General features: G+C 65.4%; 27 protein-coding genes and 1 pseudogene. 9 read left to right on the top strand and 19 right to left on the bottom strand.

What is annotated here, in order from left to right:
• Positions 1-32: 32 nt before the first annotated feature.
• A complete protein-coding gene (locus tag M1247_RS01235; RefSeq protein ID WP_317154995.1) occupies positions 33-458 on the bottom strand; it encodes a MarR family winged helix-turn-helix transcriptional regulator in 426 nt (141 codons plus the stop codon).
• Between the two features lie 138 nt (positions 459-596).
• Positions 597-1,058, bottom strand: a complete 462-nt coding sequence (locus tag M1247_RS01230) for a nitroreductase/quinone reductase family protein (RefSeq protein ID WP_317154435.1) — start codon at positions 1,056-1,058, stop codon at positions 597-599.
• A 210-nt stretch (positions 1,059-1,268) separates the two neighbouring features.
• Between M1247_RS01230 and M1247_RS01225 the strand changes: the two genes are divergently transcribed.
• On the top strand, positions 1,269-2,045 hold the full coding sequence (locus M1247_RS01225) for an SDR family NAD(P)-dependent oxidoreductase (RefSeq protein WP_317154434.1): 777 nt from the start codon (positions 1,269-1,271) through the stop codon (positions 2,043-2,045).
• A gap of 21 nt (positions 2,046-2,066) precedes the next feature.
• On the opposite strand, the gene M1247_RS01220 is transcribed toward M1247_RS01225, so the two are convergent.
• Entirely contained in the window at positions 2,067-2,939 is an 873-nt protein-coding gene (locus tag M1247_RS01220; protein WP_317154994.1) for an aldo/keto reductase family oxidoreductase, read from the bottom strand.
• Between the two features lie 134 nt (positions 2,940-3,073).
• Here M1247_RS01220 and M1247_RS01215 point away from each other — a divergent pair, with 134 nt between their 5' ends.
• On the top strand, positions 3,074-3,517 hold the full coding sequence (locus M1247_RS01215; protein WP_317154433.1) for a winged helix-turn-helix transcriptional regulator: 444 nt from the start codon (positions 3,074-3,076) through the stop codon (positions 3,515-3,517).
• Here the strand turns inward: M1247_RS01215 and M1247_RS01210 are convergent.
• Positions 3,510-4,718, bottom strand: a complete 1,209-nt coding sequence (locus M1247_RS01210) for a PucR family transcriptional regulator (protein ID WP_317154432.1) — start codon at positions 4,716-4,718, stop codon at positions 3,510-3,512. The genes M1247_RS01215 and M1247_RS01210 overlap by 8 nt on opposite strands.
• An 84-nt stretch (positions 4,719-4,802) precedes the next feature.
• Here M1247_RS01210 and M1247_RS01205 point away from each other — a divergent pair, with 84 nt between their 5' ends.
• Positions 4,803-5,894 (top strand): ferredoxin reductase, encoded by a 1,092-nt coding sequence (locus tag M1247_RS01205; RefSeq protein ID WP_317154431.1) that lies wholly within the window; start codon positions 4,803-4,805, stop codon positions 5,892-5,894.
• A 16-nt stretch (positions 5,895-5,910) separates the two neighbouring features.
• Positions 5,911-7,077: a fatty acid desaturase family protein gene (locus tag M1247_RS01200; protein ID WP_317154430.1), complete on the top strand. Its 1,167-nt coding sequence runs from the start codon at positions 5,911-5,913 to the stop codon at positions 7,075-7,077.
• Here the strand turns inward: M1247_RS01200 and M1247_RS01195 are convergent.
• Together M1247_RS01195 and M1247_RS01190 are read right to left on the bottom strand one after the other, a co-directional pair.
• A pseudogene (locus tag M1247_RS01195) lies at positions 6,993-7,701 on the bottom strand (SDR family NAD(P)-dependent oxidoreductase); the annotation flags it as partial. The gene M1247_RS01200 and the pseudogene M1247_RS01195 sit on opposite strands and share 85 nt — an antisense overlap.
• A 22-nt stretch (positions 7,702-7,723) precedes the next feature.
• The gene (locus M1247_RS01190; RefSeq protein ID WP_317154429.1) at positions 7,724-8,002 is read right to left on the bottom strand and encodes a nuclear transport factor 2 family protein; all 279 of its coding nucleotides are present in this window, start codon (positions 8,000-8,002) and stop codon (positions 7,724-7,726) included.
• Here M1247_RS01190 and M1247_RS01185 point away from each other — a divergent pair.
• Both M1247_RS01185 and M1247_RS01180 read left to right on the top strand, forming a co-directional pair.
• Positions 8,001-8,762, top strand: coding sequence for an NADPH-dependent F420 reductase (locus M1247_RS01185; protein ID WP_317154428.1), 762 nt, complete (start codon positions 8,001-8,003; stop codon positions 8,760-8,762). The genes M1247_RS01190 and M1247_RS01185 overlap by 2 nt on opposite strands.
• Before the next feature lie 97 nt (positions 8,763-8,859).
• A complete protein-coding gene (locus tag M1247_RS01180; protein ID WP_317154427.1) occupies positions 8,860-9,669 on the top strand; it encodes a DUF1906 domain-containing protein in 810 nt (269 codons plus the stop codon).
• Here the strand turns inward: M1247_RS01180 and M1247_RS01175 are convergent, their stop codons facing one another.
• From M1247_RS01175 to M1247_RS01140, 8 genes are all read right to left on the bottom strand, one after another.
• Positions 9,670-10,668: a LacI family DNA-binding transcriptional regulator gene (locus M1247_RS01175; RefSeq protein WP_317154426.1), complete on the bottom strand. Its 999-nt coding sequence runs from the start codon at positions 10,666-10,668 to the stop codon at positions 9,670-9,672.
• The gene (locus M1247_RS01170; RefSeq protein ID WP_317154425.1) at positions 10,665-11,315 is read right to left on the bottom strand and encodes a nucleoside/nucleotide kinase family protein; all 651 of its coding nucleotides are present in this window, start codon (positions 11,313-11,315) and stop codon (positions 10,665-10,667) included. The genes M1247_RS01175 and M1247_RS01170 overlap by 4 nt, the downstream gene beginning before the upstream one ends.
• Positions 11,312-12,232 carry a PfkB family carbohydrate kinase gene (locus tag M1247_RS01165; protein ID WP_317154424.1) on the bottom strand — a complete coding sequence of 307 codons (921 nt, stop codon included), beginning with the start codon at positions 12,230-12,232 and terminating at the stop codon, positions 11,312-11,314. The genes M1247_RS01170 and M1247_RS01165 overlap by 4 nt, the downstream gene beginning before the upstream one ends.
• The gene (locus tag M1247_RS01160; protein WP_317154423.1) at positions 12,210-13,004 is read right to left on the bottom strand and encodes an ATP-binding cassette domain-containing protein; all 795 of its coding nucleotides are present in this window, start codon (positions 13,002-13,004) and stop codon (positions 12,210-12,212) included. The genes M1247_RS01165 and M1247_RS01160 overlap by 23 nt, the downstream gene beginning before the upstream one ends.
• Positions 13,001-13,996 (bottom strand): ABC transporter permease, encoded by a 996-nt coding sequence (locus M1247_RS01155; RefSeq protein WP_317154422.1) that lies wholly within the window; start codon positions 13,994-13,996, stop codon positions 13,001-13,003. The genes M1247_RS01160 and M1247_RS01155 overlap by 4 nt, the downstream gene beginning before the upstream one ends.
• 8 nt (positions 13,997-14,004) lie before the next feature.
• Positions 14,005-15,003 (bottom strand): substrate-binding domain-containing protein, encoded by a 999-nt coding sequence (locus M1247_RS01150; protein WP_317154421.1) that lies wholly within the window; start codon positions 15,001-15,003, stop codon positions 14,005-14,007.
• Between the two features lie 147 nt (positions 15,004-15,150).
• On the bottom strand, positions 15,151-16,668 hold the full coding sequence (gene glpK, locus M1247_RS01145; protein ID WP_317154420.1) for a glycerol kinase GlpK: 1,518 nt from the start codon (positions 16,666-16,668) through the stop codon (positions 15,151-15,153).
• 38 nt (positions 16,669-16,706) lie between these two features.
• Entirely contained in the window at positions 16,707-17,552 is an 846-nt protein-coding gene (locus M1247_RS01140; protein WP_317154419.1) for an MIP/aquaporin family protein, read from the bottom strand.
• 211 nt (positions 17,553-17,763) lie between these two features.
• Here M1247_RS01140 and M1247_RS01135 point away from each other — a divergent pair, with 211 nt between their 5' ends.
• Both M1247_RS01135 and glpK (M1247_RS01130) read left to right on the top strand, forming a co-directional pair.
• On the top strand, positions 17,764-18,528 hold the full coding sequence (locus M1247_RS01135; RefSeq protein WP_317154418.1) for an IclR family transcriptional regulator: 765 nt from the start codon (positions 17,764-17,766) through the stop codon (positions 18,526-18,528).
• Complete coding sequence (glpK, locus tag M1247_RS01130; RefSeq protein WP_317154417.1) at positions 18,525-20,054, top strand: glycerol kinase GlpK; 1,530 nt, start codon at positions 18,525-18,527, stop codon at positions 20,052-20,054. The genes M1247_RS01135 and glpK (M1247_RS01130) overlap by 4 nt, the downstream gene beginning before the upstream one ends.
• A gap of 15 nt (positions 20,055-20,069) precedes the next feature.
• Here the strand turns inward: glpK (M1247_RS01130) and M1247_RS01125 are convergent, their stop codons facing one another.
• The 4 genes from M1247_RS01125 to xylA form a co-directional block, all read right to left on the bottom strand.
• The gene (locus M1247_RS01125; protein ID WP_317154416.1) at positions 20,070-21,335 is read right to left on the bottom strand and encodes a sugar ABC transporter permease; all 1,266 of its coding nucleotides are present in this window, start codon (positions 21,333-21,335) and stop codon (positions 20,070-20,072) included.
• Between the two features lie 10 nt (positions 21,336-21,345).
• Positions 21,346-22,134, bottom strand: a complete 789-nt coding sequence (locus M1247_RS01120) for an ATP-binding cassette domain-containing protein (RefSeq protein ID WP_317154415.1) — start codon at positions 22,132-22,134, stop codon at positions 21,346-21,348.
• A gap of 4 nt (positions 22,135-22,138) precedes the next feature.
• On the bottom strand, positions 22,139-23,212 hold the full coding sequence (locus tag M1247_RS01115; protein WP_317154414.1) for a sugar ABC transporter substrate-binding protein: 1,074 nt from the start codon (positions 23,210-23,212) through the stop codon (positions 22,139-22,141).
• 88 nt (positions 23,213-23,300) lie between these two features.
• The gene (xylA, locus tag M1247_RS01110; RefSeq protein WP_317154413.1) at positions 23,301-24,524 is read right to left on the bottom strand and encodes a xylose isomerase; all 1,224 of its coding nucleotides are present in this window, start codon (positions 24,522-24,524) and stop codon (positions 23,301-23,303) included.
• Between the two features lie 78 nt (positions 24,525-24,602).
• On the opposite strand from xylA, the gene M1247_RS01105 reads away from it, so the two are divergent.
• Positions 24,603-25,712: an ROK family transcriptional regulator gene (locus tag M1247_RS01105; RefSeq protein WP_317154412.1), complete on the top strand. Its 1,110-nt coding sequence runs from the start codon at positions 24,603-24,605 to the stop codon at positions 25,710-25,712.
• Positions 25,713-25,790: 78 nt separating this feature from the next.
• Here M1247_RS01105 and M1247_RS01100 read toward each other — a convergent pair whose 3' ends face one another.
• Complete coding sequence (locus M1247_RS01100) at positions 25,791-26,807, bottom strand: L-idonate 5-dehydrogenase (RefSeq protein WP_317154411.1); 1,017 nt, start codon at positions 26,805-26,807, stop codon at positions 25,791-25,793.
• Between the last annotated feature and the right edge of the window lie 72 nt (positions 26,808-26,879).

The following is a 26,879-nucleotide window of genomic DNA, read 5'->3' as shown; positions in this document are numbered from 1 at the left end:
CAACATTTTGGGAATGACGGGGTTGCCAAACGTCAGTACGGAATCCGCGGATCCTCCGGCGCTTCCAGCACCTCGTGCAGCCGCTCCAACGCGGCGATGCACTGCGATCTCTCGTCGGGACCGAGTCGGTCCAGGGCATTACCCAACTCGCGCCGGCGACGGGCTTCCACCTTCTTCACCAACCGTCGGCCTTCATCGGTGAGGGCGAGCACGACGGCGCTCCGGTTGGCGGCGTCCGGACGACGAACCAGGTGGCCTGACGCATCGAGCCGGTCCACCAAGCGCGTCACTGACGAACCCGCGACGCCGAGCACCTGGGCACACCTCGTCGCGCCGGTCTCACCCAATTCGTCGAGCACACGCAGCAGCCGAAACTGCGGCAGCGAGACTTCGAGGTCCTCCACGCTGCGCAGCGCCACCCCGACCAGGTCACTGGTGGCGAGCTGAATGGCCACCAACTCCTGGGCCGTTGACTCCGTCGGCTTCTTCCTCACCACGCCGCGAGTATTCCACGCACCGATCTGGCCAGTGCGCGTTGAGGCGCGCGGCCACTCCGGTGATGACAATTGACATGGTTGTGCCTTTTCGGTGAGGGGTCAGTTGGTTCGGGTGCGCAGGCGGATGACGGGCAGTTCACGGTCGGTCTTCTGCTCATATTTCGCGAAACGTCCTGCCGTGCTGGTGATATGGCGCCAGGCCTGCTGACGGGCGTTGCCGTGCAGCTGTTCTGCACCGACCGCGATCGTGCGACCGGCGATCTGGATCTGCACCGCGTCGGGATGTGCGGCGAGGTTGTAGTACCACGCGGGGTTCTTGGGTGCACCGTTCGCGGACGCGACGATCAGCCAGCTGTCGGTGCCGTCGGGGAAGTAGGCGACCGGGGTGTGGCGGGTGGTGCCGCTCTTGGCGCCGACAGTGGTCAGGACCAGCGCCCGCATACCCATCACCTTCTCGGCGTTGCCGCGGATCCGGTTCATGTTCCAGCGGTTCATCCAGCCCATCAGCTTTCCGCCGGGTTGGCGGGCACCGCGGGTGCCGTGGGGTGTGTCAAAGCTCATCGGATGTCTCCTTCGAATTGGCCGATCCTCTCCAGCCGGTGCCCCCAGAGTCGAAGCAACGTCAGGATCGCTGACAACAATAGTCAGTATTATTGACTACACCAAAGCCGCGCCTACGGCTTATTCTCGTGAAAGACGGCCATCTCACGGTTGTCAGCCGTACCGTCCACAGCTATATTGGTCAATAATACTGACTATCTGAGGAGCGCCATGACATCGACACCAACACTGACGGGCAAGCGAGCGCTGGTCACCGGAGGTAGCCGGGGCATCGGCGCCGCAATAGTCCGGCGCCTGGCAGCCCAGGGCGCCGCCGTCGCGGTCAACTATCGATCTGATCGAGCCGGCGCCGACGCACTCGTCGGCGAACTGACCGAACAGGGGTGGACGGCGTCGACCTTCCCCGGCGACGTCAGCGACGCGGCGCGGAGCCACGACTTGGTCGACGCGGTGGTCTCCGAGTTCGGCGGCCTTGACCTGTTGGTCAGCAACGCCGGCGTCGAGCACTTCGGAGCGCTGGAAACCATCACACAGGCCGACTTCGATCTGCTCTTTCAGACCAACGTGGCCGGACAACTGTTCGTCACCCAGGCCGCGGTGGCCGCGATGACCGGCGGCGGCCGGATCGTGCTCAGCTCCTCTGTCAGTGTGCGCTTGGCGGTCCATCAGCACGCTCTCTACGCGGCCAGCAAGGCCGCCATCTCGGCCATGGTGCGCAACCTGGCTCCCGAACTCGCCGAGCGAAACATCGCCATCAACGCGATCGCCCCCGGTGCCACCGCCACCCGGATGGCCACCCGCTACGCCGCGAACTACACCCACCCGGCACTGACCGACGTCCCGTTCGACTCGCTCATCCGCTCCATGAGCGCCCTCGGCCGGTTGGGCCAACCAGACGAAATCGCCGCCGTGGTCGCCTTTCTGCTCTCACCGGATGCGTCGTATGTCACCGGCACCACTTTCGAAGCCGACGGCGGCTGGAAGTAGCGTTTTGAGGTGCTTGTGGCGCTACCGGCCGATCTCGTCCAGCTCCGCCAGATCCTCGTCGGACAGCGCCAGACCAGCGCCGGCGACGTTCTCCCGCAAGTGCTCCACAGACGAGGTGCCGGGAATCAGCAGGATGTTCGGCGACCGCTGGAGCAGCCAGGAAAGGGCGACCGCCATCGGCGTCGCGCCCAATCGAGCGGCCACGGCCGCTAGCGCCGAGGACTGCAGCGGGCTGAAGCCGCCGAGCGGGAAGAACGGCACGTACGCGACGCCCTCGTCGGCGAGCGTGTCGATCAGCTCGTCGTCATGACGGTAGGCGAGGTTGTACATGTTCTGTACGCACACGATCGGTGCAATCGACCGTGCCTCGGCCACCTGTTCCTCCGTCGCATTGCTCACGCCGAGATGCCTGATCAGGCCCTGCTGCTGGAGTTCGACAAGCGTCTCGAACGGTCCGGCGAGCGAGCCGGGTTGGGGTCCCTCGGCGTTACCGAGCCGCAGGTTGACCAGGTCGAGCACCTCGAGGCCGAGGGCGCCGAGGTTCTCGTGGACGGCTCGGCGCACGTCTTCGGGCTGTCGGGCTGGGGGCCAGCCGCCGTGCTGGTCCCGGTTCGCGCCGACTTTGGTCACGATGTGCAGCGATTCGGGGTATGGGTGCAACGCTTCACGGATCAGCTCGTTGGTGACGCGGGGTCCGTAGGCGTCGGCGGTGTCGATGTGGGTGATGCCGAGGGCGACGGCCTCGCGGAGGACGGCGAGTGCGCCGTCGCGGTCGGCGGGCGGCCCCATGACCCCGGGGCCGGCGAGTTGCATTGCGCCGTAGCCGAAACGGGAGACCGTCAGGTCACCCAACGTCCATGTCCCGCCGGGAAGCGAAGTGGAGAGCAAACCCATACCTGTGCCTTTCACGTTGAACTGGATAGTGGTGCCTATTGGTTTCCTGCATCAGTATGGATAGGTAACTTCCTGACCGGAAGTAGGCACCTCGGAGTGCGTAACGCACCCATGGGTTCAGAGGAGTGGTTTGGATGCCAACGAAGACGGCGGCCCAGAAGAGAGCGCAAACCAAGGCGGAGTATGACGCTTTCGTGGCGGCATGTCCGAGCCGCAAGCTGCTCGACCGGCTCTCTGACAAATGGGTCACGCTGATCCTGGCCGCGCTGGGCGGCGGTGGTTCGCATCGGTTCGGCGCCGACTGCACCGGTGAGCCCCGGTCGATGCGCTACTCGGAGCTGTCCCGCCTGCTGGCCGGTGTCAGCCAGAAGATGCTCACTCAGACACTGCGCTCCTTGGAACGTGACGGTCTGGTCACCCGCACCGTGGTGCCGACCGTGCCTGTCACGGTGTCCTACGAGCTGACCGACCTCGGTCTCTCACTGCACCAGATGATGCGCGGCCTCAAGACCTGGGCCGAAATGCACATGGACGATGTGCTCGCCAACCGCGCGACGTACGACACCCGCGTCACCTGAACACGCGAGGCGCAACTGCCAGTGCCACAGTGATTTCAAGAACAGATCCCGGATCGGTGAGCCGGTCGCCATAGAGCTCGCGTAGCTGTGTCATGCGGTACCGGACCGTCTGCGGGTGTACGAAGAGATCAGCGGCCACCGCGTCGCGCTGCCCCTGGTGCAGAAGCCACGACCGGAGGGTTTCGGCCAATCGCTCTGCAGTGTTGGGCCGCAGCTGCGCCAGCGGCGCCAGAGCCTGGCGACGCAGATCGTCGGCGGCCTCGCGGTCAGCGGTCAGGACCAGTTCGACGAGGTGCTCGTCGGTGTCGATGACATCGGCGGTATCGGCGACGCTCAGGTCCCGACCGCGCAGCGCACGTCGATACGAGGACTGAACCAGCATCCACGGACGTGCCGGACCCACCAACGCCCGTCGACCCTGCAGCGTCGACCGCAGCTGGCCGCGGTCACGACCGTCCAGATCAGGAACGAGCAGTACGGCCAACGACTCCGAGGGTTCGACTCCCGGCAACTCCTCACTCAGCTGCAGGGTCGCCTGGCCGAATCGTGCCGCCAGTCCGCGGGTCTGTGTTTCGGCCAGCACGACTGCGGTCAGCGTGGTCGGTGGCTGCCAGCCGGCTTGTTCGGCGCTGGCCCGCAAGGTCTCGACCGGTTCGCCGTCGAGCAGCTGCTTGGCCAGCCGTTCGAGGTAGCGCTGCCGGACCCGGCCTGTGGTGGCCAGTTCGTCGGCATGCCCGGCGACGCTGGACGCCGACAGCTCGTCGATGAATGCGAAGACCATCTCGGCGAATCGAGCCACGGTCTGGGCGGACAGGCCGGCGGAGACGGCGGTGGTCGACAATTCGCGCCAGGCGACCCGGGCACCGACGCGATATGCCGACAGCAGCGCGTCCATGGGACGGCCGTTGCGTGCCTCGCCGCGACCCAGTTCATAGGCCCCGTCGAGGGCAGGCGACAACGACGTGGCCGGGTCGGAATCGCCCGCACGCAAGGCGAGCTGCAGGAAGGCGCCGAGCGCCATTTGAACGGCGTTCTCGATGTTCTGACCCATCCGGCCGCTGAACGCATCGGCGTAGCTGGGGACCTCCGCCGTCACGGCGGTCACAGTGCGTTCGGCCATCCCCGGCAGCACAGCCTGCAACTCGGCGACGACGTCTTCCGACAGTTCGAGACCGGTGAAGCGGAGCGCGGGTTCAGACAATTTATCCTTTACGAACAAATAGTGGCTGAGGATTCACTTCTGTCAGCCAAGATTTTATACCTCTCCGTCAGCCAGAGTGGTCACATGACAACCACAGCACCCCGCCCGACGGCTGTCGGCGCGTTACGGGAGCGCGTCATCAAACTCGCCGAACGGGTGACCACCCCGCTGGTCCCCGCCGATTACCTCGACATCATCGACCCGGTTCGCTTCGGCACCGGTCTCCGTGGCCGCATCGTCGCGATCCACCCGGAGACCCGCGACGCCGCCACCGTGCTGATCAAGCCAGGACGCCGCTGGCCCGGACACACCCCCGGCCAGTATGTGCGTATCGGCGTCGACGTCGACGGTGTCCGTCAGTGGCGCGCCTACTCGCTCACCTCGGAGACCTCGCGGAAAGACGGCTGCATCGCGATCACCGTGAAGGCGATCCCGGACGGCAAGGTCAGCAATCACCTGGTCCGGCGCGCCACCGTGGGCACCGTCGTCCAACTCGACCAGGCCGCAGGAGAATTCACCCTCGGCGACCAGGGGGCCTCGAAGATCCTGTTCCTCACCGCGGGCAGCGGCGTCACCCCGGTCATGGGGATGCTGCGAAACATGGTCGACCATGACGCAGACGTGGTCGTTCTGCACTCCGCGCCAACGCCGGACGACGTCATCTTCGGCGGCGAGTTGCGCGAGCTGGCCCGCGATGGCCGAATCCGGCTGGTGGAAAAGCACACCGCCACCGACGGCATGCTCGACATCGCCCGGCTCGACGACATCGTCGACGACATCGCCGAGCGGCAAACCTGGGCGTGTGGCCCCGCGGGCATGCTCGACGCGATCGAAAGCCGCTGGGCGGCAGATGGCATCGCCGACCGACTGCACACTGAACGCTTTCGCCCGGCCATCATCGCTGCGGGCGATGGCGGCATCGTGACGTTCGCCAAGTCCAGCACCGTCGTCGAGACCGACGGAACCCGGACACTGCTCGACGCCGGCGAAGCCGCCGGGGTCCTGATGCCCTCGGGCTGCCGGATGGGCATCTGCTTCGGCTGTGTCGCCCCGCTGCGCCAAGGCGCCGTCCGCGACCTTCGCACCGGCGACGTCACCACCGCCGCCCCCGGCGACAACATCCAGATCCAAACCTGCATCTCCGCCGCCGCGGGCCCTTGCGACATCGACCTGTGAGTTGAGGAAATACGACATGACCACCGCACAAGCGACGAAGAACGACCCAACCACCCACCTCACCGCCGACGACATCGAAAACCTCGGCCGTGAACTCGACGCGATCCGCGACGGGGTCATCGCCAGCCGCGGCGAGCGTGATGCGGCCTACATCCGCAAGGTCATCGCCGGCCAACGCAAGCTCGAACTCACCAGCCGGACAGTGCTGCTGTTCTCCCTGTTCCCGCCGGCCTGGATCGCAGGCACCATGGGGTTGTCGATCTCGAAAATCATCGAGAACATGGAGATCGGGCACAACGTCATGCACGGCCAGTGGGACTGGATGCGTGACAACAAGATCCACTCCACCACGTGGGAATGGGACAACGCCTCCCCCGCCGAGATGTGGAAGCACTCGCACAACGAGGTACACCACACCTACACCAACGTCCGCGGCAAGGACCACGACCTCGGCTACGGCATCATGCGCGTCGACGAGAACCAGAAGTGGATGCCCTTCTATCTCGCGCAGCCGCTGTGGAACTTCATCAACGCCTGCATGTTCCAGTACGGCATCGCGGCCTACGACCTGGAGATCGGCAAATATCTCAAGGGCCGCACGGACAAGGACGAATTCCGCCGTAACGGCAAGAAGGTGCTGGCGAAGGTCCGGCGACACATCACGCGGGACTACCTTCTGCACCCATTGCTGTCGGGGCCGTCCTTCGTCAGCACACTGACCGCGAATCTGGCCGCCAACCTGGTGCGCAACCTGTGGACGCACTCGGTCATCATGTGCGGGCATTTCCCTGAGGGCGTGCAGACGTTCGAGAAGTCCTCGATCGACGGCGAGACCCGCGGCGAGTGGTACCTGCGGCAGATGCTCGGCTCGGCAAACATCTCAGGAAGTCCGGTCATGCACTTCATGACTGGCAACCTGTCATTCCAGATCGAGCACCACTTGTTCCCCGATCTGCCGAGCAACCGGTACCAGGAGATCGCACCGAAGGTGCGGGAGTTGTTCGAGCGCTACGGCCTGACCTACACCACCGGATCGCTGCCCAGACAGCTGGCGTCGGCGTGGAAGAAGGTCTTCAAACTCTCACTGCCCAATGACTTCGGGAAGTCGGCACCGGCCGAGGTCGATGTGGCGGCTGAGTCGAATCCATTGCTGCCCAGAACCAGTTGTCGCGGCGGCGTCTGAGCCATGGCCGCGATCACCGCACGGGGATCACTTCCTGAATCGGCTCGCCCTCGAAGCCGGCGTAGGCCCCGTGCGAAACGCCCCCGGTTCGACCGCCATGACGTGAATGCCCTGCGCCGCAACCTCGCCGCGCAGCGCTTCGGTAACGGCCTCGACGGCGAACTTGGTCGCGCTGTAGTAACCGAATCCCGTCGTCGCCGCAGTCAACCCCGCCACCGACGACATGTTGATCACCCAACCGCTGCCGCGGCTGCGCATACCCGGGAGCACCGCCCGTGTCACCGACAGCACGGCGAAGAAGTTCAGTTCGAACATCGCGCGCATCGACTCCTCGTTCATGCCCTCGATGGACCCGTAGTGGCCTCGACCTGCGTTGTTGACCAGTACATCGATGCCGCCATAACACTGTTCGGCTGAGCGCACCGCGTCCCGTACCTCGCCCGGATCGGTGACATCCAGTTTCACGACGTGGACCCGCTCGCCGTATTCGCCTGCCCACGTGGTCAATTCCTCGGGCCGACGGGCGGTGAGCACTACCCGATCGCCCGCATCGAGCGCAGCCTCCGCGAAGGCCATCCCGAATCCGCCCGGGGTGCCACCGGTGATGAACCATCGTCTCGTCATGGTTCGATCACCAGTCTGCTGATCAGCGCGCCGTCAGGACATCGACATGGTCCGCGTCCAGCGTCGTCGCACCCACGAATTCGGTGGTGTAGGTGAACTCGCCGGCCGGCCCGTTCAGCCAGGCCTCGATCTGCTCGCGGCCCACATGGTCGTGGCCTTCGTCGGTCACGACCGCGTCGGCGGTGAAGGTGGAGAGCACTGTGGCGTTCTCACGGTTGTCGTGCGCCGTGAGGTACGTCGTGACCGTGTCAGGGAGCGCATCCCAGGTGGTCGGTGCGTCCTTGCTGTGGTGAAGTGTCATGCCCTCACCGTGGGGTCTCCCGCGGCGGGAGAGTCAAGCGACCTGGCGTCAGGACGGAATAGGTGCGGGGTGTCACACGTTGGCGCAACGTATGAAGATCGGAATCATCGGTGCGGGCCTGATCGGCGGGACGCTGACGCGTCGCCTGCGTGAACTCGGGCACGAAGTGAACGTGTCCAATTCGAGGGCACCCGAAACGCTGGCAGACCTCGCGAACGAGACCGGAGCGACGGCGGTGTGGGCGAAGGACGCCGCAGCCGACGCCGATGTGGTGATCGTGAGTATCCCGCAGAAGAACGTGCCCGATCTCGCCGACGGAATCGTCGATGCGCGCAAGCCGGGCGCCCCGGTGATCGAGACCAACAACTATTACCCGCAGCAACGTGACGGTGAGATCGCGGGCATCGAGGATGGTCAGGTGGAGAGTGCCTGGGTCGCCGAGCAGATCGGCGCACCGGTGTACAAGATCTTCAACGGGATCTTCTGGAAGCATCTCCTCAGCAAGGGAACACCCAGTGGCGCTCCCAACCGCATCGCGCTGCCGATCGCGGGCGAGGACGGAAGTGGTCGTGAGCTCGTACACGGCATTGTCGATCAACTCGGATTCGAGCCCGTCGATGCCGGTCCGATTTCTGAGTCGTGGCGACAGCAGCCCGGAACACCCGTGTACGGCAAGGATTTCGACGCAATCGACACCGTCACGGCGCTCGCCGAGGCGTCGCCCGACCGAACGCCGGAATGGAGCGCACGCACGGCATAAGGACGTCCGGCAGTGCGGCTTTAGTCGGGCACGGGAGCTCTGGTAGCCGTCGGCGCGTCCACACTGTTCACAGCTGCCACTCTGTTAACATCGCGCCATGCAGGACTCGCCGTGGACTGCCGGCCTGCGGCGATCTCACCCGGTGTCACGACGTGACGCGCTGCGCTATGCCGCCGCGGTGTCGGCAATGGCCGGACTGGGCGCGGCAGCATCAGGGGTCAGTGCGCCCACGGCATCGGCCGCCGCTCCCACGCTGATCGATTTCGCCATGCGGCAGATTCCGGCCCAGGATATCCGGGCCGCCGGCCATGCCGGCGTGATCAACTACGTCTCGACGTCGCGCCCCGGCTCGTCCTTCGGTGCCAAGCCGATCACCCTGCCCTACGCCCGAGAACTCACCGCTGCCGGACTGATAATCGTCAGCAACTATCAGTACGGCAAACCGGGCGGGACAGCGCCGTCGGATTTCACGCGCGGGTACGCCGGCGGCGTCGCCGATGCGCGCACCGCCTGGAGTCTGCACACCGCAGCGGGCGGCGGAAAGAGCGCGCCCATCTTCTTCAGCGTCGACGATGACATCGACCACAACACCTGGAACAACGTCGCACTGCCGTGGTTTCGCGGAATCAACTCGGTGATCGGGGTGCTGCGCACCGGCATCTACGCGGGTATCAGGCCCTGCCAATGGGCCATCGCCGATGGTGTCATCGGGAGATCGAGCACACCCGGCCGCGCGTGGGCATGGCAGACCCGGTCATGGTCCGGCGGTCAGATCCATCCAGCCGCAGTTCTCTACCAGCGCATAGTGAGCACCGCGTCGAATCCGGGCCCGGTCGTTGGCGGCCTCGAAGTCGACGTCAACGACGTATTGGCCCAGGATTGCGGGCAGTGGAACAAGCATCCGTGATTACGTGCAGCCGCATGAATTGCGATGGTGAAAGCTCGTCGGGACGCGAATCTGTTGCGGCGCACCATCCTCTCCCCGAATACGACGCAGAAGCAGTCGGACCGCGGTGGCGCCGATCGTCTCGACGTCCTGGGCCGCCGCGGTGAGTCGGGGTTCGAAGAGGTCCGACCATTCGAAGTCGTCGTAGCAGACGAATGCGACGTCACCGGGAATCGACAAGCCCAGACCGCGCACGGCTTTGAGCGTTCCGATGGTCATGGAGTTGTTCATGGACACCAGCGCAGTGGGGCGGTCCGCACCCGACATCAGCGCGTGGACTTCGCGTTCCGCCACCTCCGTGTTCGAGTCGCCGTCGAGCACAAGGGCGGCGTCGACCGCGACACCGCGAGCCTCTAGCGCCGCGCAGTAACCATCGAAACGCTCCGTGGTGGAGGAAATCCCGGCCAGGCCGCGCACGACGGCGATACGACGATGCCCGAGATCGAGCAGGTGCTCGGTCAACGATCGTGCCGAACTGAAGTTCTCCGGGCCGACCTGATCGCTCCCGATGTCGACACCGCGGTCGATCAGCACCAGAGGAGTTCCCGTGCGGGTGATATCGGGCAGGGTCACCCGCTCCGACCCCGCCGCCGGGGCCACGATCATCCCGTCGACCTGCCGACCCAACAGCGAGTCGGTGACGCGCTTCTCCGACTCCACGTCGTCATGGGAATCTCCGACGATCAGCACATACCCGGCGTCCGACAGCGCTCGTTCCACCGCGTGCACCAGGCTCCCGAAGTACGGATTCGTCAACGCCGAGATCGAGAGCCCGACCGTGTGCGTGCGCCCGGCCGCGAGCGACCGGGCGACGACGTTACGCCGGTAGCCGGTCTCCTCGATCGCCGCTTCGACGCGCAGACGCGTGGCCGTGTCGACCTTGCGCGTGCCGTTGAGCACGTGCGAGACCGTGGACGCGGAGACACCGGCGATGCGGGCGACGTCGCCCATCGTGGTCATCGGAGACGCACGATGCGGTCCGCGCGACCTGCCGTCGACTCGATCAGCTCGGCATTGCGCTCATCGGATCCGAGGGCCCAGAACACCGCATCCTCCGGGGACTTTCCGTGCGCCTCATGCCGGCGTATCAGTCGGGCGTGGCGAACGTCGGTGTCGGGGGCCAAGAACCAGACCTCGTCGATGCAGGATCGCGCCGCAGGCCAGGCATCAGATTCCAACAGCAGGTAATTGCCCTCGGTGACGACCAGGGGCACCGTGGCCGGGACGGGAATGGACGATCCGATCGACTCTTCGATCTCCCGCCGGAACCGGGGCGCGTACACGACCGGGTCACCTGGGCGCTGTGTCCGAAGGGTCGCGATCAACCGTGCATATCCGCCGTCGTCGAACGTGTCGTGTGCACCCTTGCGGTCCAGCCGCCCCAAGTCGATCAAGACCTCATTGGCCAGATGAAATCCGTCCATGGGAACAAGCACCGCTGTATCCGGCCCCAGCTTGGTAACGAGTTGCTCTGCGACGGTGGACTTCCCGGCCCCCGGAGCGCCGGTGAGACCGAGGATGCGGCGCTCGCCGGGAACGACGAGCGCCGTGGCCCACTCGGCCAACGCGGCCAGTGTGGCGTCCTGCACGTCCTGCTCGATGCTCACCGTTCCTGCTTTCGCGTCTGTTCGACAGGGAGTTCGGCCAGCCATGCCCGCGGCCCGACCACCGAACACCGAAGTGCCGCCACCCGAGCGGAGCGATCGATGCGCCAGGCAACCCTGCTCTCCGTCTGGGTCGCGAAATACGAATACGCTCCGTGGAAGGCATCGCCTGCACCCAGCGTGTCGACCACCACCACCGGTTGCACCGGCACGGACCCGGACTCGCCGTCCGACCACCACTCGACCGGATCGCCGCCGTGCGTGACGACGACCGTGGGAACGCCGCCGTCAATCAGCGCGGCGGCGGTGGACGCTGAGCTGTCCGTTCCGGGGACTCGGAAGTCATTGGAGCACACCATATCCGTCGCGTAGGCAACAATGTCGCTCATCACCGGTTTCCATCGACCGGCGTCGACGACGATTGTGGTTGACCGTGTGGCCGCATATCGCACGGCCGCACGGCCGATCAGGGGGTGATGCCCGTCGACGAGCACGACGTCGGCTTCCGCCACGAGGTCACCGAGGTCCGCAGGCGGCGATGCGTCGGAGTTCACAGCGTCGAGCGAGACGACCGAACGGTCACCGGTGGACTCGACGACCGACACCGCGGAGACCGGCACGGCTCGGGTGGTGCCTGCCGCCGCGTCGACGACTTCGACGCCGTACGCGGCGAGGTCGGCCCGGATCAGTTCGGCGATCGGATCGTCGCCGAGCGCGGTCACGAGGATCGCGCCGCCACCCAGCCCTGCGAAGGCGACGGCCGCATTGGCGGCGGGTCCGCCCGCGGCGACGAACTGGGCGGTCGAGGTGATCTTCTCGTTCGCCGCAGGGGCTTTCGTGACGCGGTGAATCACGTCGAGGGTCGCCAATCCGACGAAGACCCCGACCGGAGCTTTCTCAGCGACCGGCGCGTTCGTCATCGGTGGGCTCCTCTGCGCCGGTCATGAGCGCAACGACCTCGGACATCGAGCGCTTCTTCGGATCGACGACGCCGGCACGTTGCCCGAGCCGGTGGATGTGAATCCGGTCGGACACCTCGAATACGTGTGGCATGTCGTGGCTGATGAGTACCACGGGTATGCCGCGGTCGCGGATCGACTTGATCAGATCGATGACCTGTCCCGACTCCCGCACACCGAGAGCAGCAGTCGGCTCGTCCATGATGATCACGCCGCGGCCGAACGCGGCGGCCCGCGCCACCGCGACACCCTGACGCTGCCCACCGGACAATGTCTCCACGGGCTGATTCACAGATTCGATGCCGATCTTAAGGTCCGCGAGGTGCTGCGACGACTCCCCGCGCATTCGCGGCATGTCGAGTCTGCGGAAGAGGCTGCCCGCGATGCCTTTTCGTCGTACCTCGCGCCCGAGGTACAGATTCGACGCGATGTCGAGCGCAGGCACCACTGCGAGATCCTGGTACACCGTTTCGATTCCCGCTGCTCTGGCGTCGCGGGTGTTCCTGAACGACACGGGCGTTCCGTTCATCAGGATCTCCCCTGAATCCGGGATCACCGCCCCCGCCAAAGCCTTGATCAGGCTGGATTTTCCGGCACCGTTGTCCCCGATGACCGCGAGAACCTCGCCCGCGCGGAGTTCGAAGTCGGCCCCGTTGATCGCTGTCACGTTGCCGTACTTCTTGACAAGCCCGCGCGCTTCGAGGACGGGTGCGCCGCTGTTGCCGGTCGTCACTGGGATCTCCTGCGGGCGAACTGGTCCACTGCCACCGCGACGATGACGAGAATTCCGGTCGCGACGTTCTGGTAGAGGCTGTCGACGCCGGCCTGCGTGAGACCGTTGCGGAGTACGCCGACGATCAACGTGCCCACCAGTGTTCCGCCGACGCCGCCACGCCCGCCGAACAGACTCGTACCGCCGATGACGACCGCGGTGATCGTCTCGAGATTGGCATTCTGATAGGCGTTCGGGTCGGCATTGGGGATCCGGCCCAGGGCGGCCCACGCGGCGATGGCCGCGATCACACCCGTGGTGATGTAGACCGAAAGGAGCACCCGTCCGGACTTGATGCCCGACAGGTTCGACGCCTGCGGGTTACCTCCTACAGCGTAAACATGCTTACCCCAAGAGGTTTGGGACAGTGCGTACCACATTACGAGGTAGACCAGCAGCATGGCGACCACACCGAAGGTGGTCGAGAACGAGCCGATGCGAAAGGACGTGCCCAGGAAGGTGAGCGGTCCCGGCTCCACACGGTAGGTCTCGGAGCCCGCGAGCAGGCGGGTGCCCGCCAGTATCGCGGTGAACGTGCCGAGCGTGACGATGAACGGCGGCAACCGCAGGACCGTGACGAGCCCGCCGTTGATCGCACCGAACGCCACACACACCAGGAGCGTCAATACGAGCGCCACGACCGGCCCGTTGGCGCCCGCACTCTGCGCCATCACGATGGTGCCGAAGACGGCGACCGCGCCGATCGACAGATCAATGCCTGCGGTGAGGATGATCAGTGTCTGGCCGACCGCGAGAATGCCGACGACCACGGACTGTTGCAGGATCAGCGACACGTTCTGCGGGTTGAGGAACGAATTCGAGATCGCGCTGAAGATGATGATGGCGATGACGAGTGCCACCAGCGGACCGAGCAACGGTTCACGCAGGAGGTTCCCCACGTTGAAGCGGCTCGCTACCGATGGCCTCGCTGCCGCGGGAGCGCCAGTGGACATGTCTGAGCTCAGCCCCAGCAGTTCTGCTCGCCCCAGGCGGTGTCCTTCGACTCGAGGCCGGCAACGGGCTTATCCGTGACGAGCTGCGAACCGGTGTCGTTGAATCCGCTGGGTTTGGTCCCGTCCTTGGCGAACTTGACCACAGCCTGCACACCTTGCTCGGCCATCTTCGCCGGGAACTGCAACACCGTGGCGCCGATCTTTCCTGATTTGACGTCCGCGATGCCCGTGCAGCTTCCGTCGATCGACCCGATGGTGATCTGGTTTTCGCGGTGGGCGGACTGAATTGCCTGGTAGGCACCCGCGGCCGCAGGCTCGTTGATGGTGTAGAGCGCGTTGATACCCGGCGCGCGCTGGAGAATGTTCTCCATGGCGGTCTGTGCCTTGGTCTGGTCGCCGTTGGTGTTCTCCTGGCCGACGATCTCCGGAGAGCCGTTCGTGATACCGAAGCCCTCCAGGAACCCGTCATGCCGGAACGTGTCGACGGTTCCACCCGGCGTGCCGTCCAGCATCACGACCTGGGGGGCGGCCGTGCCGAGCGCTGCTCTGACCCATTTACCCTGACTGACGCCGGCGGCCTTGTTGTCGGTGGCGTAGGTGGCGTCGACGGCGTCTTCAGGGTCGGTCGCGGTGTCCAACGCGATGACGACGACGCCGGCGTCGCGCGCCTTCTTGATCGAGTCGAGCACTCCGGTGGAGGAGTTCGGGGTGATCAGGATTCCCTTCACGCCCTGGCCGACCATGTTTTCGATGGCCGCGACCTGGCCCTCGTTGTCACCGTCGAACGCACCGGCCAGCGCGATCAGCTCGGCGCCGTCCTTGTCGGCTTGTGCCTGGGCGGCCTCACGCAGCTTCACGAAGTACGGGTTCGAATCGGTCTTGGTGATCAGACCGACCTTGACACTGTCCGAATCCGATCCGCCGCAGGCCGTCATCCCGAGAACCAGCGATCCTGCCAGGAGAACCGACCCGACGGCTCGGGTGCCGGTGATGCGCTTTCCGAACATATGCACTCCCTTGTGCGCGATGCGACGCCAATCGCGCCGCGGGGCTTTCCAGGAGCCTAGGGGGCAGGCAAGCGCTTGCGCATGCGCTTTCGCGAAATAGTTTCCGACAAATTCGGTGCCGGTGGTTTACAACCGACGCGGGCGCCGTCAGCTGACATCCACCCAGTCCAGGGTTCGCTCGACGGCCTTGCGCCATTGCGCGTGGCCCGACTCGCGCTGTTCCTCGGACCAACTCGGCCGCCACCGCTTGTCTTCGAGCCAGTTCTTGCGCAATTCGTCGGTGTCTTTCCAGAAGCCGACCGCCAAACCGGCCGCATACGCCGCACCGAGCGCAGTCGTCTCGGCGACCACCGGCTTGACCACGTCCACGCCGAGCACGTCGGCCTGGATCTGCATACACAGATCGTTGGCCGTGATACCGCCGTCGACCTTCAGCACCTCAAGGTGCACCCCGGAATCGGCCTCCATGGCGTCGACGACATCGCGACTCTGATAGCAGATCGCCTCCAGCGTCGCCCGGGCCAGATGCGCATTGGTATTGAACCGGGACAACCCGACGATCGCACCGCGGGCATCCGAACGCCAGTACGGCGCGAACAGCCCGGAGAACGCCGGGACGAAGTACACCCCGCCGTTGTCGGCGACCTGACGGGCCAACGACTCGCTCTGCGCGGCACCGCTGATGATGCCAAGCTGATCACGCAACCACTGCACCGCCGAACCGGTAACCGCGATCGAACCTTCCAGCGCGTAAACCGCGTCGGCATTGCCGAATTTGTAGGCGACGGTGGTGAGCAAACCCGCCTTGGAGCGCACGATGTCGGTGCCGGTGTTGAGCAACATGAAATTGCCTGTGCCGTAAGTGTTCTTGGCTTCGCCGGGCGCGAAACACACTTGGCCGACGGTGGCCGCCTGCTGGTCGCCGAGCGCACCGGTGAGTGGCACTTCACCGCCGAGTGGCCCGCCGGCGAGGGTGAGGCCGTACGCTTCGGGCGACGACGAGGGCACGATCTCGGGCAGCATCTGCCGGGGAATCCCGAACAGCGCCAACAGTTCGTCGTCCCAGTCCAGGGTCTCCAGGTTCATCAGCATGGTGCGGCTGGCGTTGGTCACGTCGGTGACGTGCACTCCCCCGTTGATCCCGCCGGTCAGGTGCCACAGCAGCCAGCTGTCGGTGTTGCCGAATATCGCCTCACCACGTTCGGCGGCCGCACGCACGCCGTCGACATTGTCGAGAATCCACTGGATCTTGCCACCGGAGAAGTAGGTCGCCGGTGGCAGACCAGCCTTGTGCCTGATGGTCTGGCCGTGCCCATCGGCTTCGAGCGTGCTCGCGATCCGGTCCGTTCGGGTGTCCTGCCAGACGATGGCGTTGTAGTAGGGCCTGCCGGTGCGTCGGTTCCACACCACCGTCGTCTCGCGCTGGTTGGTGATGCCGAGCGCGGCCAGATCACTACTCACCAGCCCCTGCTTGCCCAGCGCGGTCTGGATCACCGATGAGGTGCGTTCCCAGATCTCGACGGGGTTGTGCTCGACCCATCCCGCCCTTGGCAGGATCTGTTCGTGTTCGAGTTGGTGCTGGGCGATGACGTTGCCTCCGTGGTCGAAGACCATGAAGCGGGTGCTGGTGGTTCCTTGGTCGACAGAACCGACGAAATCGGGCATGGGTGAAGGTCTCCTGTGGTGTGGCGGTGGGTCTGCGGTCAGCTGTCGGCGAGCTCGGTGGCTTCGGAAACACCGATTTCGTGCGGGCGTTCCACAGCGGCGGGCAGGTAGCGTTCGATTCCGAAGACGAACAGCGCACCACCGACGAGGCCCCCGACAAGCGGAGCGATGATCGGCAGCCAGAAGTACAGTTCAGGGCCGTTGGCGGAGTACATCGCGTCGCCGTATCCGGTGAGCCACGATGCCAGTCGCGGCCCGAAGTCGCGCGCCGGGTTGATCGCGTACCCGGCGTTGGTGCCCCATGCCATGCCGATCCCGACCACGAGAAACCCGATGATCAGCGGGGCCATGTTGGCGAGCGGTGGGTTGTTCACGGCGTTGGTCACCGCGAAGATGACGATGACGAGGATCGCGGTGCCGACGACCTGGTCGGCGAACGCGGTCATGATGGACACGCCTGCTCCGGGCGATGTCGAGAAGATGCCCTGGGTGGCGCGGGTGAAGTCGGGGTCGACGGCGGCGATCTGGTCGGCGTAGACAAACCTGACGATCAACGCCGCGACAAATGCGCCGGCGAATTGAGCGCCGAAGTACGGGAACACCTTGCGCCGATCGAACCCTTTGAACACCGCCAGCGCCACGGTCACCGCAGGATTTAGGTGGGCGCCGCTGAGCCGTCCCGCGACGAAGACGCCCATCGTGACGCCCAGCCCCCACCCCCAGGCGATCGAGTTGTGGTCACCGCCGCTCACCGAATCCGGGAATCCACCGGCCACGACCTGAGCGACGACGCCACAACCGAACAGGATCAATATCGCCGTTCCGAGGAATTCGGCGGACAGTTCGCCGACCAGTGGGTACTTCGTCCGCGGCGGTGAGGTCATCGTTCACTTCCTTGTCTGGATACAGGTTTTCGTGCCCCGGGGTACGGGTGGCGCGGGACGGCTCGGAGACCGGGTTGCGCTGTGGAATGTTGCGAAGCTATGCGGGAATGTGACGCACATCAATCGGCGTTGTTTGACAATGCCGAACGCCACGCGGAATGCGCCGGTGGCATACATCCCGTAGCGTGGCCGACTGTTGAGGAGCACGCCGATGCCAGGATCCATCCAATCGATCGAACGCGCCGCTGCTGTATTGGATTTGGTTGAGCAAAGCGATCGGCCACTGCCACTGCGCGTCATCGCGCAAGATCTGCAACTGTCCAAGGGCACGGTTCACGGCATTGTGCGCACACTGGTCGACTTGGAGTATCTGGAGCAGGATCCCGACACCGGAAGCTATGCCGCCGGGCCACGGGCATCTTCGCACGAGACGGTGGAGTTGGACGGAAATGATCTGCGCTCGGCCTCGATGGCCTGGGCTGACACCCTCGCCGCCGCTACCGGTTTCGCGGTGTTGATGACGTTGCTGCACGATCAGGAGGCCGAGGTCGTACACCACGTGTTCCGGCCCGACGACAGCCCGCAAGTATTACGCGTCGGGGAACGGCTGCCCTTGCATGCCACCGGTTGCGGCAAACTTGTGTTGGCGTATTCACCACGCCGGGAACGGATTCTGCGCAATGTTCGGCTGGAACGCTTCACCCGCCGGACGTCGTTGAGTCGCGCCCGGCTGGCCGACGAGATCGAACGGGTCAGGCGCGCCGGTGTGGCGGTCGCCGACGGCGAGTTCGACCCGGATCTGGCCGATGTGGCCGTGCCGATCCATGGCCGCAGCCGTTCCAGCGTTGCCGCCATGGCGGTGCTCGGACCACCGGAATCCCTGCTCGCCCGCGACGGCTCGCCCAACCCCGACCTCCTTACCGAGCTCCGGCACGCGGCCGCGGCGGTGATCCGCGTGCTGGAGCCCGGCCGGTGACCGAACAGCGGGTGGTCGCAGCGATCGATCTGGGCACCACATCGGCGCGCTGCATGCTGTTCGACCATCGCGGCCGCATGGTCGCCATCGCTCAGCGGGAACAGCGGCAGTCCTTCCCGCGGCCAGGCTGGGCTGAGCAGGACGCACTGGAGCTGTGGCGCAACGTGCGCCGGATCGTGCCCGAAGCGCTGCGGCTGGCCGGGCTGGACGAGTCCAACGTGGCCGCAGTCGGGATCGCCAACCAGCGGGAGACAACGGTGGTTTGGGACCGCCGCACCGGCCAACCGCTGGCGCCGGCGATCACCTGGCAGGACACCAGGACAGGTCCGGTGGTGGACCAGATCGCTCCGGAGGCCGAGGCGGTCCGGCGCATCGCCGGATTCAAACCGGCCTCCTATTTCGCCGCACCGCGGTTACGCTGGCTGCTCGACAACGTCCGAGGACTCGAGTCTCGGGCCCGCAGCGGCGAGGCCTTGTTCGGGACCCTCGAGTCGTGGTTGATCTGGAACCTCACCGGTGGTCCCAAACACGGAATTCACGTCACCGACGTGACCAACGCCAGCAGAACCATGCTCATGGACCTGCGCTCGTTGCAGTGGAGCTCGAAACTGCTCGGCCTGCTGGACATTCCCGACGCGATGCTGCCGCGAATCGTCTCGAACAGCGAGGTTTACGCGCAGTGCACGACTGTGCTGCCTGGAGTTCCCATTGCGGCGGCCATCGGGGATCAGCAGGCTGCGCTCTTCGGTCAGCTGTGTTTTGAACCCGGTGATGCCAAATGCACCTATGGCACCGGCGCATTCCTGCTGATGAATGTCGGCACGTCGATCGTCGATTCCACCCACGGGTTGTTGCCGACCGTTGGTTTCGCGGCACCTGGCAGCGACCCGATGTACGCCCTGGAGGGGCCGATCGCGGTCGCCGGTTCACTGGTCCGGTGGTTTCGGGACTCTTTGGGCGTCATCGCCACCGCCCCACAGATCGAAACCCTGGCCCGCACCGTCGAGGACAACGGCGGTTGCTACATCGTCCCGGCATTCTCTGGGCTGCTTGCGCCACATTGGGATTCGGAGGCCCGCGGCATTTTCGTCGGGCTGACGTCCTATATCACCAAGGGCCACCTGGCGCGGGCTGTGCTGGAAGCCACCGCTTGGCAGACCTGGGAGGTGGTCAACGCGATGACCAACGACTCTGGAGTAGCACCTACCCGGCTGGCCGTCGACGGCGGCATGACCTCCAATCATCTACTGATGCAGTTCAATGCGGACGTCCTCAACGTCCCGGTGGTGCGGCCCTTCGTCTCGGAGACGGTGTCGCTGGGCGCCGCGTACGCGGCCGGCCTCGCGGTCGGATACTGGCCTGATACCGCGGCGCTGCGGGCCAACCGCCACGTGGCCGCGGCGTGGTACCCGAGCATGGACGACCGCATCCGCAGACGCGAGGCCGCGGGTTGGACCGCAGCGGTCGCCCGCGCGCTCACTCCTACCGAGGCCGCTACCCATTACAGCTGGGAACCGCAGCGGTAACCCGGCAGGCCCCTCTCAGGCCAGGCCCGCCGCCGATCGGCGTCGTCGGGAGATCGCGTCCACACTCGCCGCGAGCAGCAAAACCCCGCCGGTGACAAGGAAGTTGATGTAGGACGACTGGTTCAACAGGCCGAGCCCGTTGGCAATCGTGGCCACCACCACCCCGCCGATGACCGCGTCGACGGCCCGGCCCTTGCCCCCGAACAAGCTGGTACCGCCGATCACCGCCGCGCCGACGGCGTACAACAACACGTTTCCGCCACCCGAGGACGCGGAAACCTTGCCGCCGTACGACGCGGCGATCATGCCACTGAGCGCCGCCAGCGACGAGCACACCACGAACACCGAGATTCTGATGCGGTTGACATCGATACCCGCCCGACGCGCGGCCTCGGCATTACCGCCCACCGCATAGATGTGGCGGCCGTAAGACGTGCGGTTGAGGACCACACTCAATGCGATCAACAGCACCCCCACAAGCGGCAGAACATATGGGATACCGCGAATTTCGATGTTCGCATTGACGCTGCGGTTGAGATTCAGCACGTAGGTCACTCCGAGCGCCACCGCCGCCACACCGACGATTCGCGCGATCACCACACCGAACGGCGGATGCACCAGACCCAGGCCGATCTTGGTGCGGTGCCGATACAACTCCAGGCCCGTGAACCCGGCCACGATCAGCAGCGCGAACAGCCAGCCTGCGGTGACCGACATGTTGTCGATCGTGATGCCGCGGATCACCGGATCGTCCACCCGGATGGATCCGCCTTCCCCGATGAGCTTCAGCGTCACGCCCTGCAGGCCGAGGAAGAAGGCCAACGTCACGACGAACGACGGAATCCCAAGCCTGGCACGCAGCAGGCCGATCGCCAGGCCTATCACCGCGCCGGACAGGATGCCCGCGATCACCCCGAGCCACCAGGGCCAGCCGCGATTGGCGACGGTCAGGCCCATGGCGCATGCCGACACCCCTCCGGCCACGCCCGCGGACAGGTCGATGTCGCCCAGCAGCAGCACGAATACCAGTCCCATGGCCAGGACGCAGATCGATCCGGCCTGGGTGACCAGGTTGGCCAGATTGAGCGCCGAGGTGAAGCGCTCGTTGGCAATTCCGAACACGATGAACAGCACGATGAGCCCGAGGACGGCCGGCATCGAACCCATGTCGCCGCCGCGGACCCGCCGCAGATAGCTGCGCACCGCGTCCGAGAATGTTTCGTCGGCCCTGGTGTCGGCCGCGAAGTCCGCATCCGCGAGTTTTCGGTTGAGCGTTGTCATTTGGCGGTCCTCACATCGGCTGCGCCGTGTCGGCCGGCGCCAGACCGAGACTTCCGGAGCGTCCCGCCGTGATGAGTTCCACCACCTGGCTGTGGCTGACTTCGGCGGCCTGCACTTCCGCGGCCACCCTGCCGAGGTACAGCGCACATATCCGGTCGGCCACCTCGAACACGTCGTTCATGTTGTGCGAGATGAACACCACGCCGACGCCCTGATCGGCCAGTCTTCGCACCAGGTCGAGAACCTGCCGGGTCTGCGCCACGCCGAGCGCCGCGGTGGGCTCGTCGAGCAATACCACCTTCGCGTTCCACAGCACCGATTTCGCGATGGCCACCGTCTGGCGCTGGCCCCCGGACAAGCTGGACACCGGTTGGCGGACAGACTTCACGGTCCGCACGGACAGCGACGAAAGAGCCTCGCGAGCCAGCGATTCCATCTTGGCCTCGTCGAGGGCACCGCGTCGCTTGAGCTCGCGTCCCAGGAACATGTTGGACACGATGTCGAGGTTGTCGCACAACGCCAGGTCCTGGTAGACGACCTCGACGCCGAGCATCGACACGTCGTTGGGTCCGTGCACCGTCACCGGGTTGCCCTCGAACAGGTACGTCCCGGAGTCGAACGGGTAGATCCCGGCGATCGCCTTGATCAGAGTCGACTTGCCTGCGCCGTTATCTCCGACCAGTGCGGTGACCTCGCCGGGATACACCTGGAAATCGACCTCGTGCAACACCTGCACCACGCCGAAACTCTTGTTCAGGCCGCGCAGTTCGAGAATGGGGACGGTTGCTGCCGACACCATTGCGCTATAGCCCCGCGGCGCTGCACGCCGCCGCGAACTGTCCGGTGCAGACATCCGCTCTGGCTTGGCCACCGTCGTCGAACACCACATCGATGGTGTCTTTGGTGATGGACTTCGGCGTCAACAGCACCGACGGCACATCGCGGTTGCCCTGGTCGTCGCGAGATGTGCTGGTGGTCTTCGGCTCTTCACCTTTCGCCAGGGCGATCGCGGTCTGTGCGAGCGCACCGGCCTCTTCCTTCGCCGACTTGTAGACCGTCATACACTGGGTGCCCGCGAGGATGTTCTGCAGCCCCTCGACCGTGGCATCTTGACCGGTGACAGGCACCTGCCCGGCCCGTCCGTTCTTCTCCAGGATCGAGATCACCGATCCCGCGAGCCCATCGTTGGCCGCGTACACACCGTCGACCTTGCCGTCTGCTGCGGTGTACATCTGCTCAAATATGGTGACCGCCTTGTCGTTGTCCCAATCCGGCACGGCTTGTTCGGCCACCACCTTGACCGTCGGCGTTTTGTCCACAACAGAGTGCGCGCCGTCGGTGAACAACGTTGCATTGTTGTCGGTGGGAGATCCGTTGAGGAACAGCACGTTCGACTGTTTGCCTGCAAGGCAGTCGACCAGGCCCTGGCCCTGGAGTTCGCCCACCGTGGTGTTGTCGAATGAGACGTATACGTCGGCAGAGCCGCCCAGGGTCAACCGGTCGTAGTCGATCGTCTTGACACCCTGGCTCGCGGCCTTCTGCTGGATGGACGCTCCGCTGTCCGAGTCGAGGTTGACCAGTGCGAGCACTGTTACGCCGTCGGCGATCATGCCGTCGGCGATGGTGGCCATGTTGTCGGCGGATCCCTCGGCGTTCTGGATCGTGTACTGCATACCTGCTGCCTTGAAGGCAGCCTCCAGTTCCGGGCGATCCTTGGACTCCCACCGGACCGACGACTTGGTGTCGGGCAGGATCACGCCGATCTTCTGCCCCGTGGCATCGGCTGCCCCGCCACCACCGCCGTTGTCACCGCACGCGGTCAGTGCCAGGCCCGCGCCGACGACGACAGCGAGCATCAGACCACTGATTCGCTTCATGGGACCGCCCTTCATCGCATGGCCTTTTGTTGCCCTCGACAACATATAGCGTGATGTGGATCACGTCCAGGTCTTGGCACCGTGACCGTCACCGCGCGCCCATCAGATGCTCCATCGCCAACTGGTTCAACCGCACGAAGCCGAAACCCATGCCGCCGAAGTAGGAATCAGCGTCAAACTCTTCGTACGCCGAGCCGTCGGCCAGCAACTCGCGATACGTCTCGCCGGGGTCCAGCGTGGCCAGGCGCAACTCGTCGACCCTGGCGGCCCGGCGGGCCTCGATGACTTCGGGATCCGCGCGGAAGGCCGCGGCGCGCTGCTTCAGCAGCAGATACATCCGCATGTTCGCGGCGGCCGAGGCCCATACCCCGCTGCTGTCCTCGGTGCGGCTGGGCTTGTAGTCGAAGTGTCGCGGGCCCCGGTAGCTCGGCCCGCCGTTCACGCCGCCGTTTTCCAACAGGTCGACGAGGGCGAACGCGTTGGCCAGATCCCCGTGGCCGAACACCAGATCCTGGTCGAACTTGATCCCGCGCTGGCCATTGAGATCGATATGAAACAGCTTGCCGGAGTACAGCGCCTGACTGATGCCGTGCATGAAGTTCAGTCCGGACATCTGCTCATGTCCGGTCTCCGGGTTGACACCGACCAGTTCCGGGTGGGCCAGCGTCTCGATGAATGCCAGCGCATGCCCGACGGTCGGCAGCAGGATGTCGCCACGGGGTTCATTGGGCTTCGGCTCGATTGCGAAGCGCAGGGGGTACTTCTGGTCGATGACGTAGTCGCACAACAGATCGAGCGCTTCGCGGTAGCGTTCGAACGCGGCACGTACGTCCTTCGCGCTGTCGTACTCACTACCTTCTCGGCCGCCCCACATCACGAACGTTTCCGCACCGAGCTCCGCCGCGAGGTCGATGTTGCGCAGAACCTTGCGCAACGCGAAGCGCCGAACACCTCGATCGTTACTGGTGAGCCCACCGTCCTTGAACACCGGATGGCTGAACAGATTGGTGGTGACCATGGGCACGACCAGGCCGTTGGCCTGCAACGCGGACGTCAGCCGCGCAATGGCACGTCGGCGTTCGTCGTCACTGCTGCCGAACGGGAAGAGATCATCGTCGTGCAGGGTGAGGCCATAAGCGCCCAGTTCGGCGAGCCGCTCCACGGCCTCGACCGCGTCGAGCGCAGGCCGGGTAGGCCCGCCGAACGGATCGTTGGCGATCCAGCCGACGGTCCAGAGGCCGAACGAAAACTTGTCGGATGGCTTCGGCGCCGGTTCGTCGGTTGCAGCAATAGTGGATTCAAGCGTGGACATCGCGTGCTCCTGCAGCTGGATTTGTTGTCGCGCCGAACATAAGATGTGTCGCAGGCCACTGTCAAGGGAGGATTTCGGATGAGGATCGGGACCAACACCGACGATGTCCGGCGCCGCAACCTGTCTGCGGTCCTGACCTTGGTTCATCGCGGCCGCTCGCTGACCAGGTCCGAGTTGACGCGCAGGACAGGATTGTCCCGCTCAACGGTGAAGGACCTCGTGGAGGAACTCGTCGAAAGCGGCCTGGTAGAAGAGACGCAGCCGGCGCCGGCCAGTCAGGTCGGCAGGCCCAGCCCCATCGTGCGACCGCAGACCCGCATGCTTGCGATCGCCGTGAACCCTGAAATCGACGCCATCACAATCGGTTTGGTGGCATTGGGTGGCACGGTGCTGGATGTCTCCAGGTACCCGACGAACGGTGTCCCCAGCGTTGAGGAAACCGTGTCCATCACCACCAAGGCTATCGCGGGGATCCGGCGCAAACTGAACCGGGGCCAACGCGTCACCGCAATCGGTGTGGCCGTTCCCGGCCTCGTCCACGCCGCGGGATCCGTCGTGCGGCTGGCGCCGCACCTTGATTGGCATGACGAGGCACTGGGCCAGACACTCAGCGCGGCTATGGGATTGCCGGTGTTCGCCGCAAACGACGCCAATCTCGGTGCACGCGCCGAACACATCTTCGGCGGGCATGCCGGTGCCGATCACATGATCTATGTCAACGGAGGCGCAGGCGGAATCGGCGCAGGCTTTATCGTGGCGGGCGAGCTTCTCGAAGGCGCGGCCGGCTACGCCGGCGAGCTGGGCCACACCTACGTCGGCGGCGCCGGCCCGTGCCATTGCGGACGCATCGGGTGCCTCGAGACCGAAGTCAGTGAGACGGCGACGAAAAGTTTGGCGCACCAGGCGCAGTACCTCGGCATCGCGCTCGGTAATGCCATCAACCTACTGAACCCCAACCTCGTTGTCCTCGGCGGATTCCTGCGCACCTTCCCGGAACAGGCCGGCGCGGCCCTCGACACCGCGGTGGCCGGCCACTCCATGCGCGTACCCCACGAGCAGGTGCGCATCGTGTCGGCCACGCTGGGCTCGGCAATACTGATGATCGGGGCCGCGGAAATGGCGTTCGCGTCGTTACTCGCCGATCCCGCCGCGCACTATCGTCAGGCGATCGACGACGCCATCGGCTGAGGCTGCCGCCCGCGCGAACATCACTCAAGCGGTCAAGACGATGTTCCCGGGCGGCAAGATTCAATCGCAGAGCGCGACCTAGTCTTTGGACAGTCGCAGCACGACTTTGCCCGAAATGGCCGGCTCTGCTGACACGTCCATCGCCGCTACGGCATCGATGAGATCGAAGCTGTGGGTGATGACCGGATCCAGAACAGCCGAACCGGCGAGCAGCGCGATCGCTTCGTCGAATTCGGTATCGAAGCGGAAGGCACCGCGGTAGTCGATTTCCTTGGCCACCAGGGCGGACAGCTCAGCAGGTCGAGGTCCGGGTGCAAACATGCCCAGCTGCACCATGATTCCGCGGCGCCGGACCGCAGCGAGGGTGGCACCGACGGCCACGGAGGCCCCCGATGCCTCGATAGCCACGTCGAAGTATTGATCAGGGAGGGTGTCGGAGCCGATCCGGACTGTGCGGTCAACGCCGACGTCGCGGGCGATCTGCAAAGGGTGATCGAGGATGTCGGTGGTCCAGACTTCCGCGGCGCCGGCCGCTTTGGCTGCGCCGGCGGCGAGGATACCGATCGGTCCGGACCCACCGACGAGTACCTTGGCGCCGGCGACCCCGCCGGCCCGGTTCAGCGCGTGCAGGCCAACGGCCAGCGGTTCGGCCAGCACAGCCCTGGACAGCGGGAGTGTGTCCGGCAGCACCCGGATCTGGTCCTGCCGCACGATCATGTATTCGCAGAAGCCGCCCTGGGTGTGAGGCAAGCTGGCCGCGGACCCGAAGTAGCGGGCGTTGCGGCACACGTTGCGGACGCCGGCAAGACATTCCGGACAGTTTCCGCAGGAAGTTGCCGGGTGAATGGCCACCGGAGTTCCGGTGGTCAGAGCGCCGGACGGGTCGTTCTCGATCCGTCCGACAACCTCGTGACCGAGCACCAACGGTTCCCGCAGGCTGAACGCACCTACGGCGCCGTGCTTGTAGTAATGGAGATCCGATCCGCAGATGCCGCCGTGGGTGTTGCGCACGAGGACCTGCCCGAGTTCGGGTGCCGGGTCGGGTAGATCGTCGAACCGCAGATCGCCGGCCCCGTGAACGACGAGCGCCTTCATATGTGCGTGCCCTCCCCGAAATAGCTGACGAGACCGAGACCGACGTGGCTGTGACAGCGATGGCTGCGCATC

The sequence above is a fragment of the Mycobacterium appelbergii genome, assembly GCF_032883035.1.
Classification (GTDB): Bacteria; Actinomycetota; Actinomycetes; order Mycobacteriales; family Mycobacteriaceae; genus Mycobacterium; species Mycobacterium appelbergii.
The sequence above is the reverse complement of the archived record's forward strand: the minus strand, read 5'-3'. Positions and strand labels throughout refer to the sequence as shown.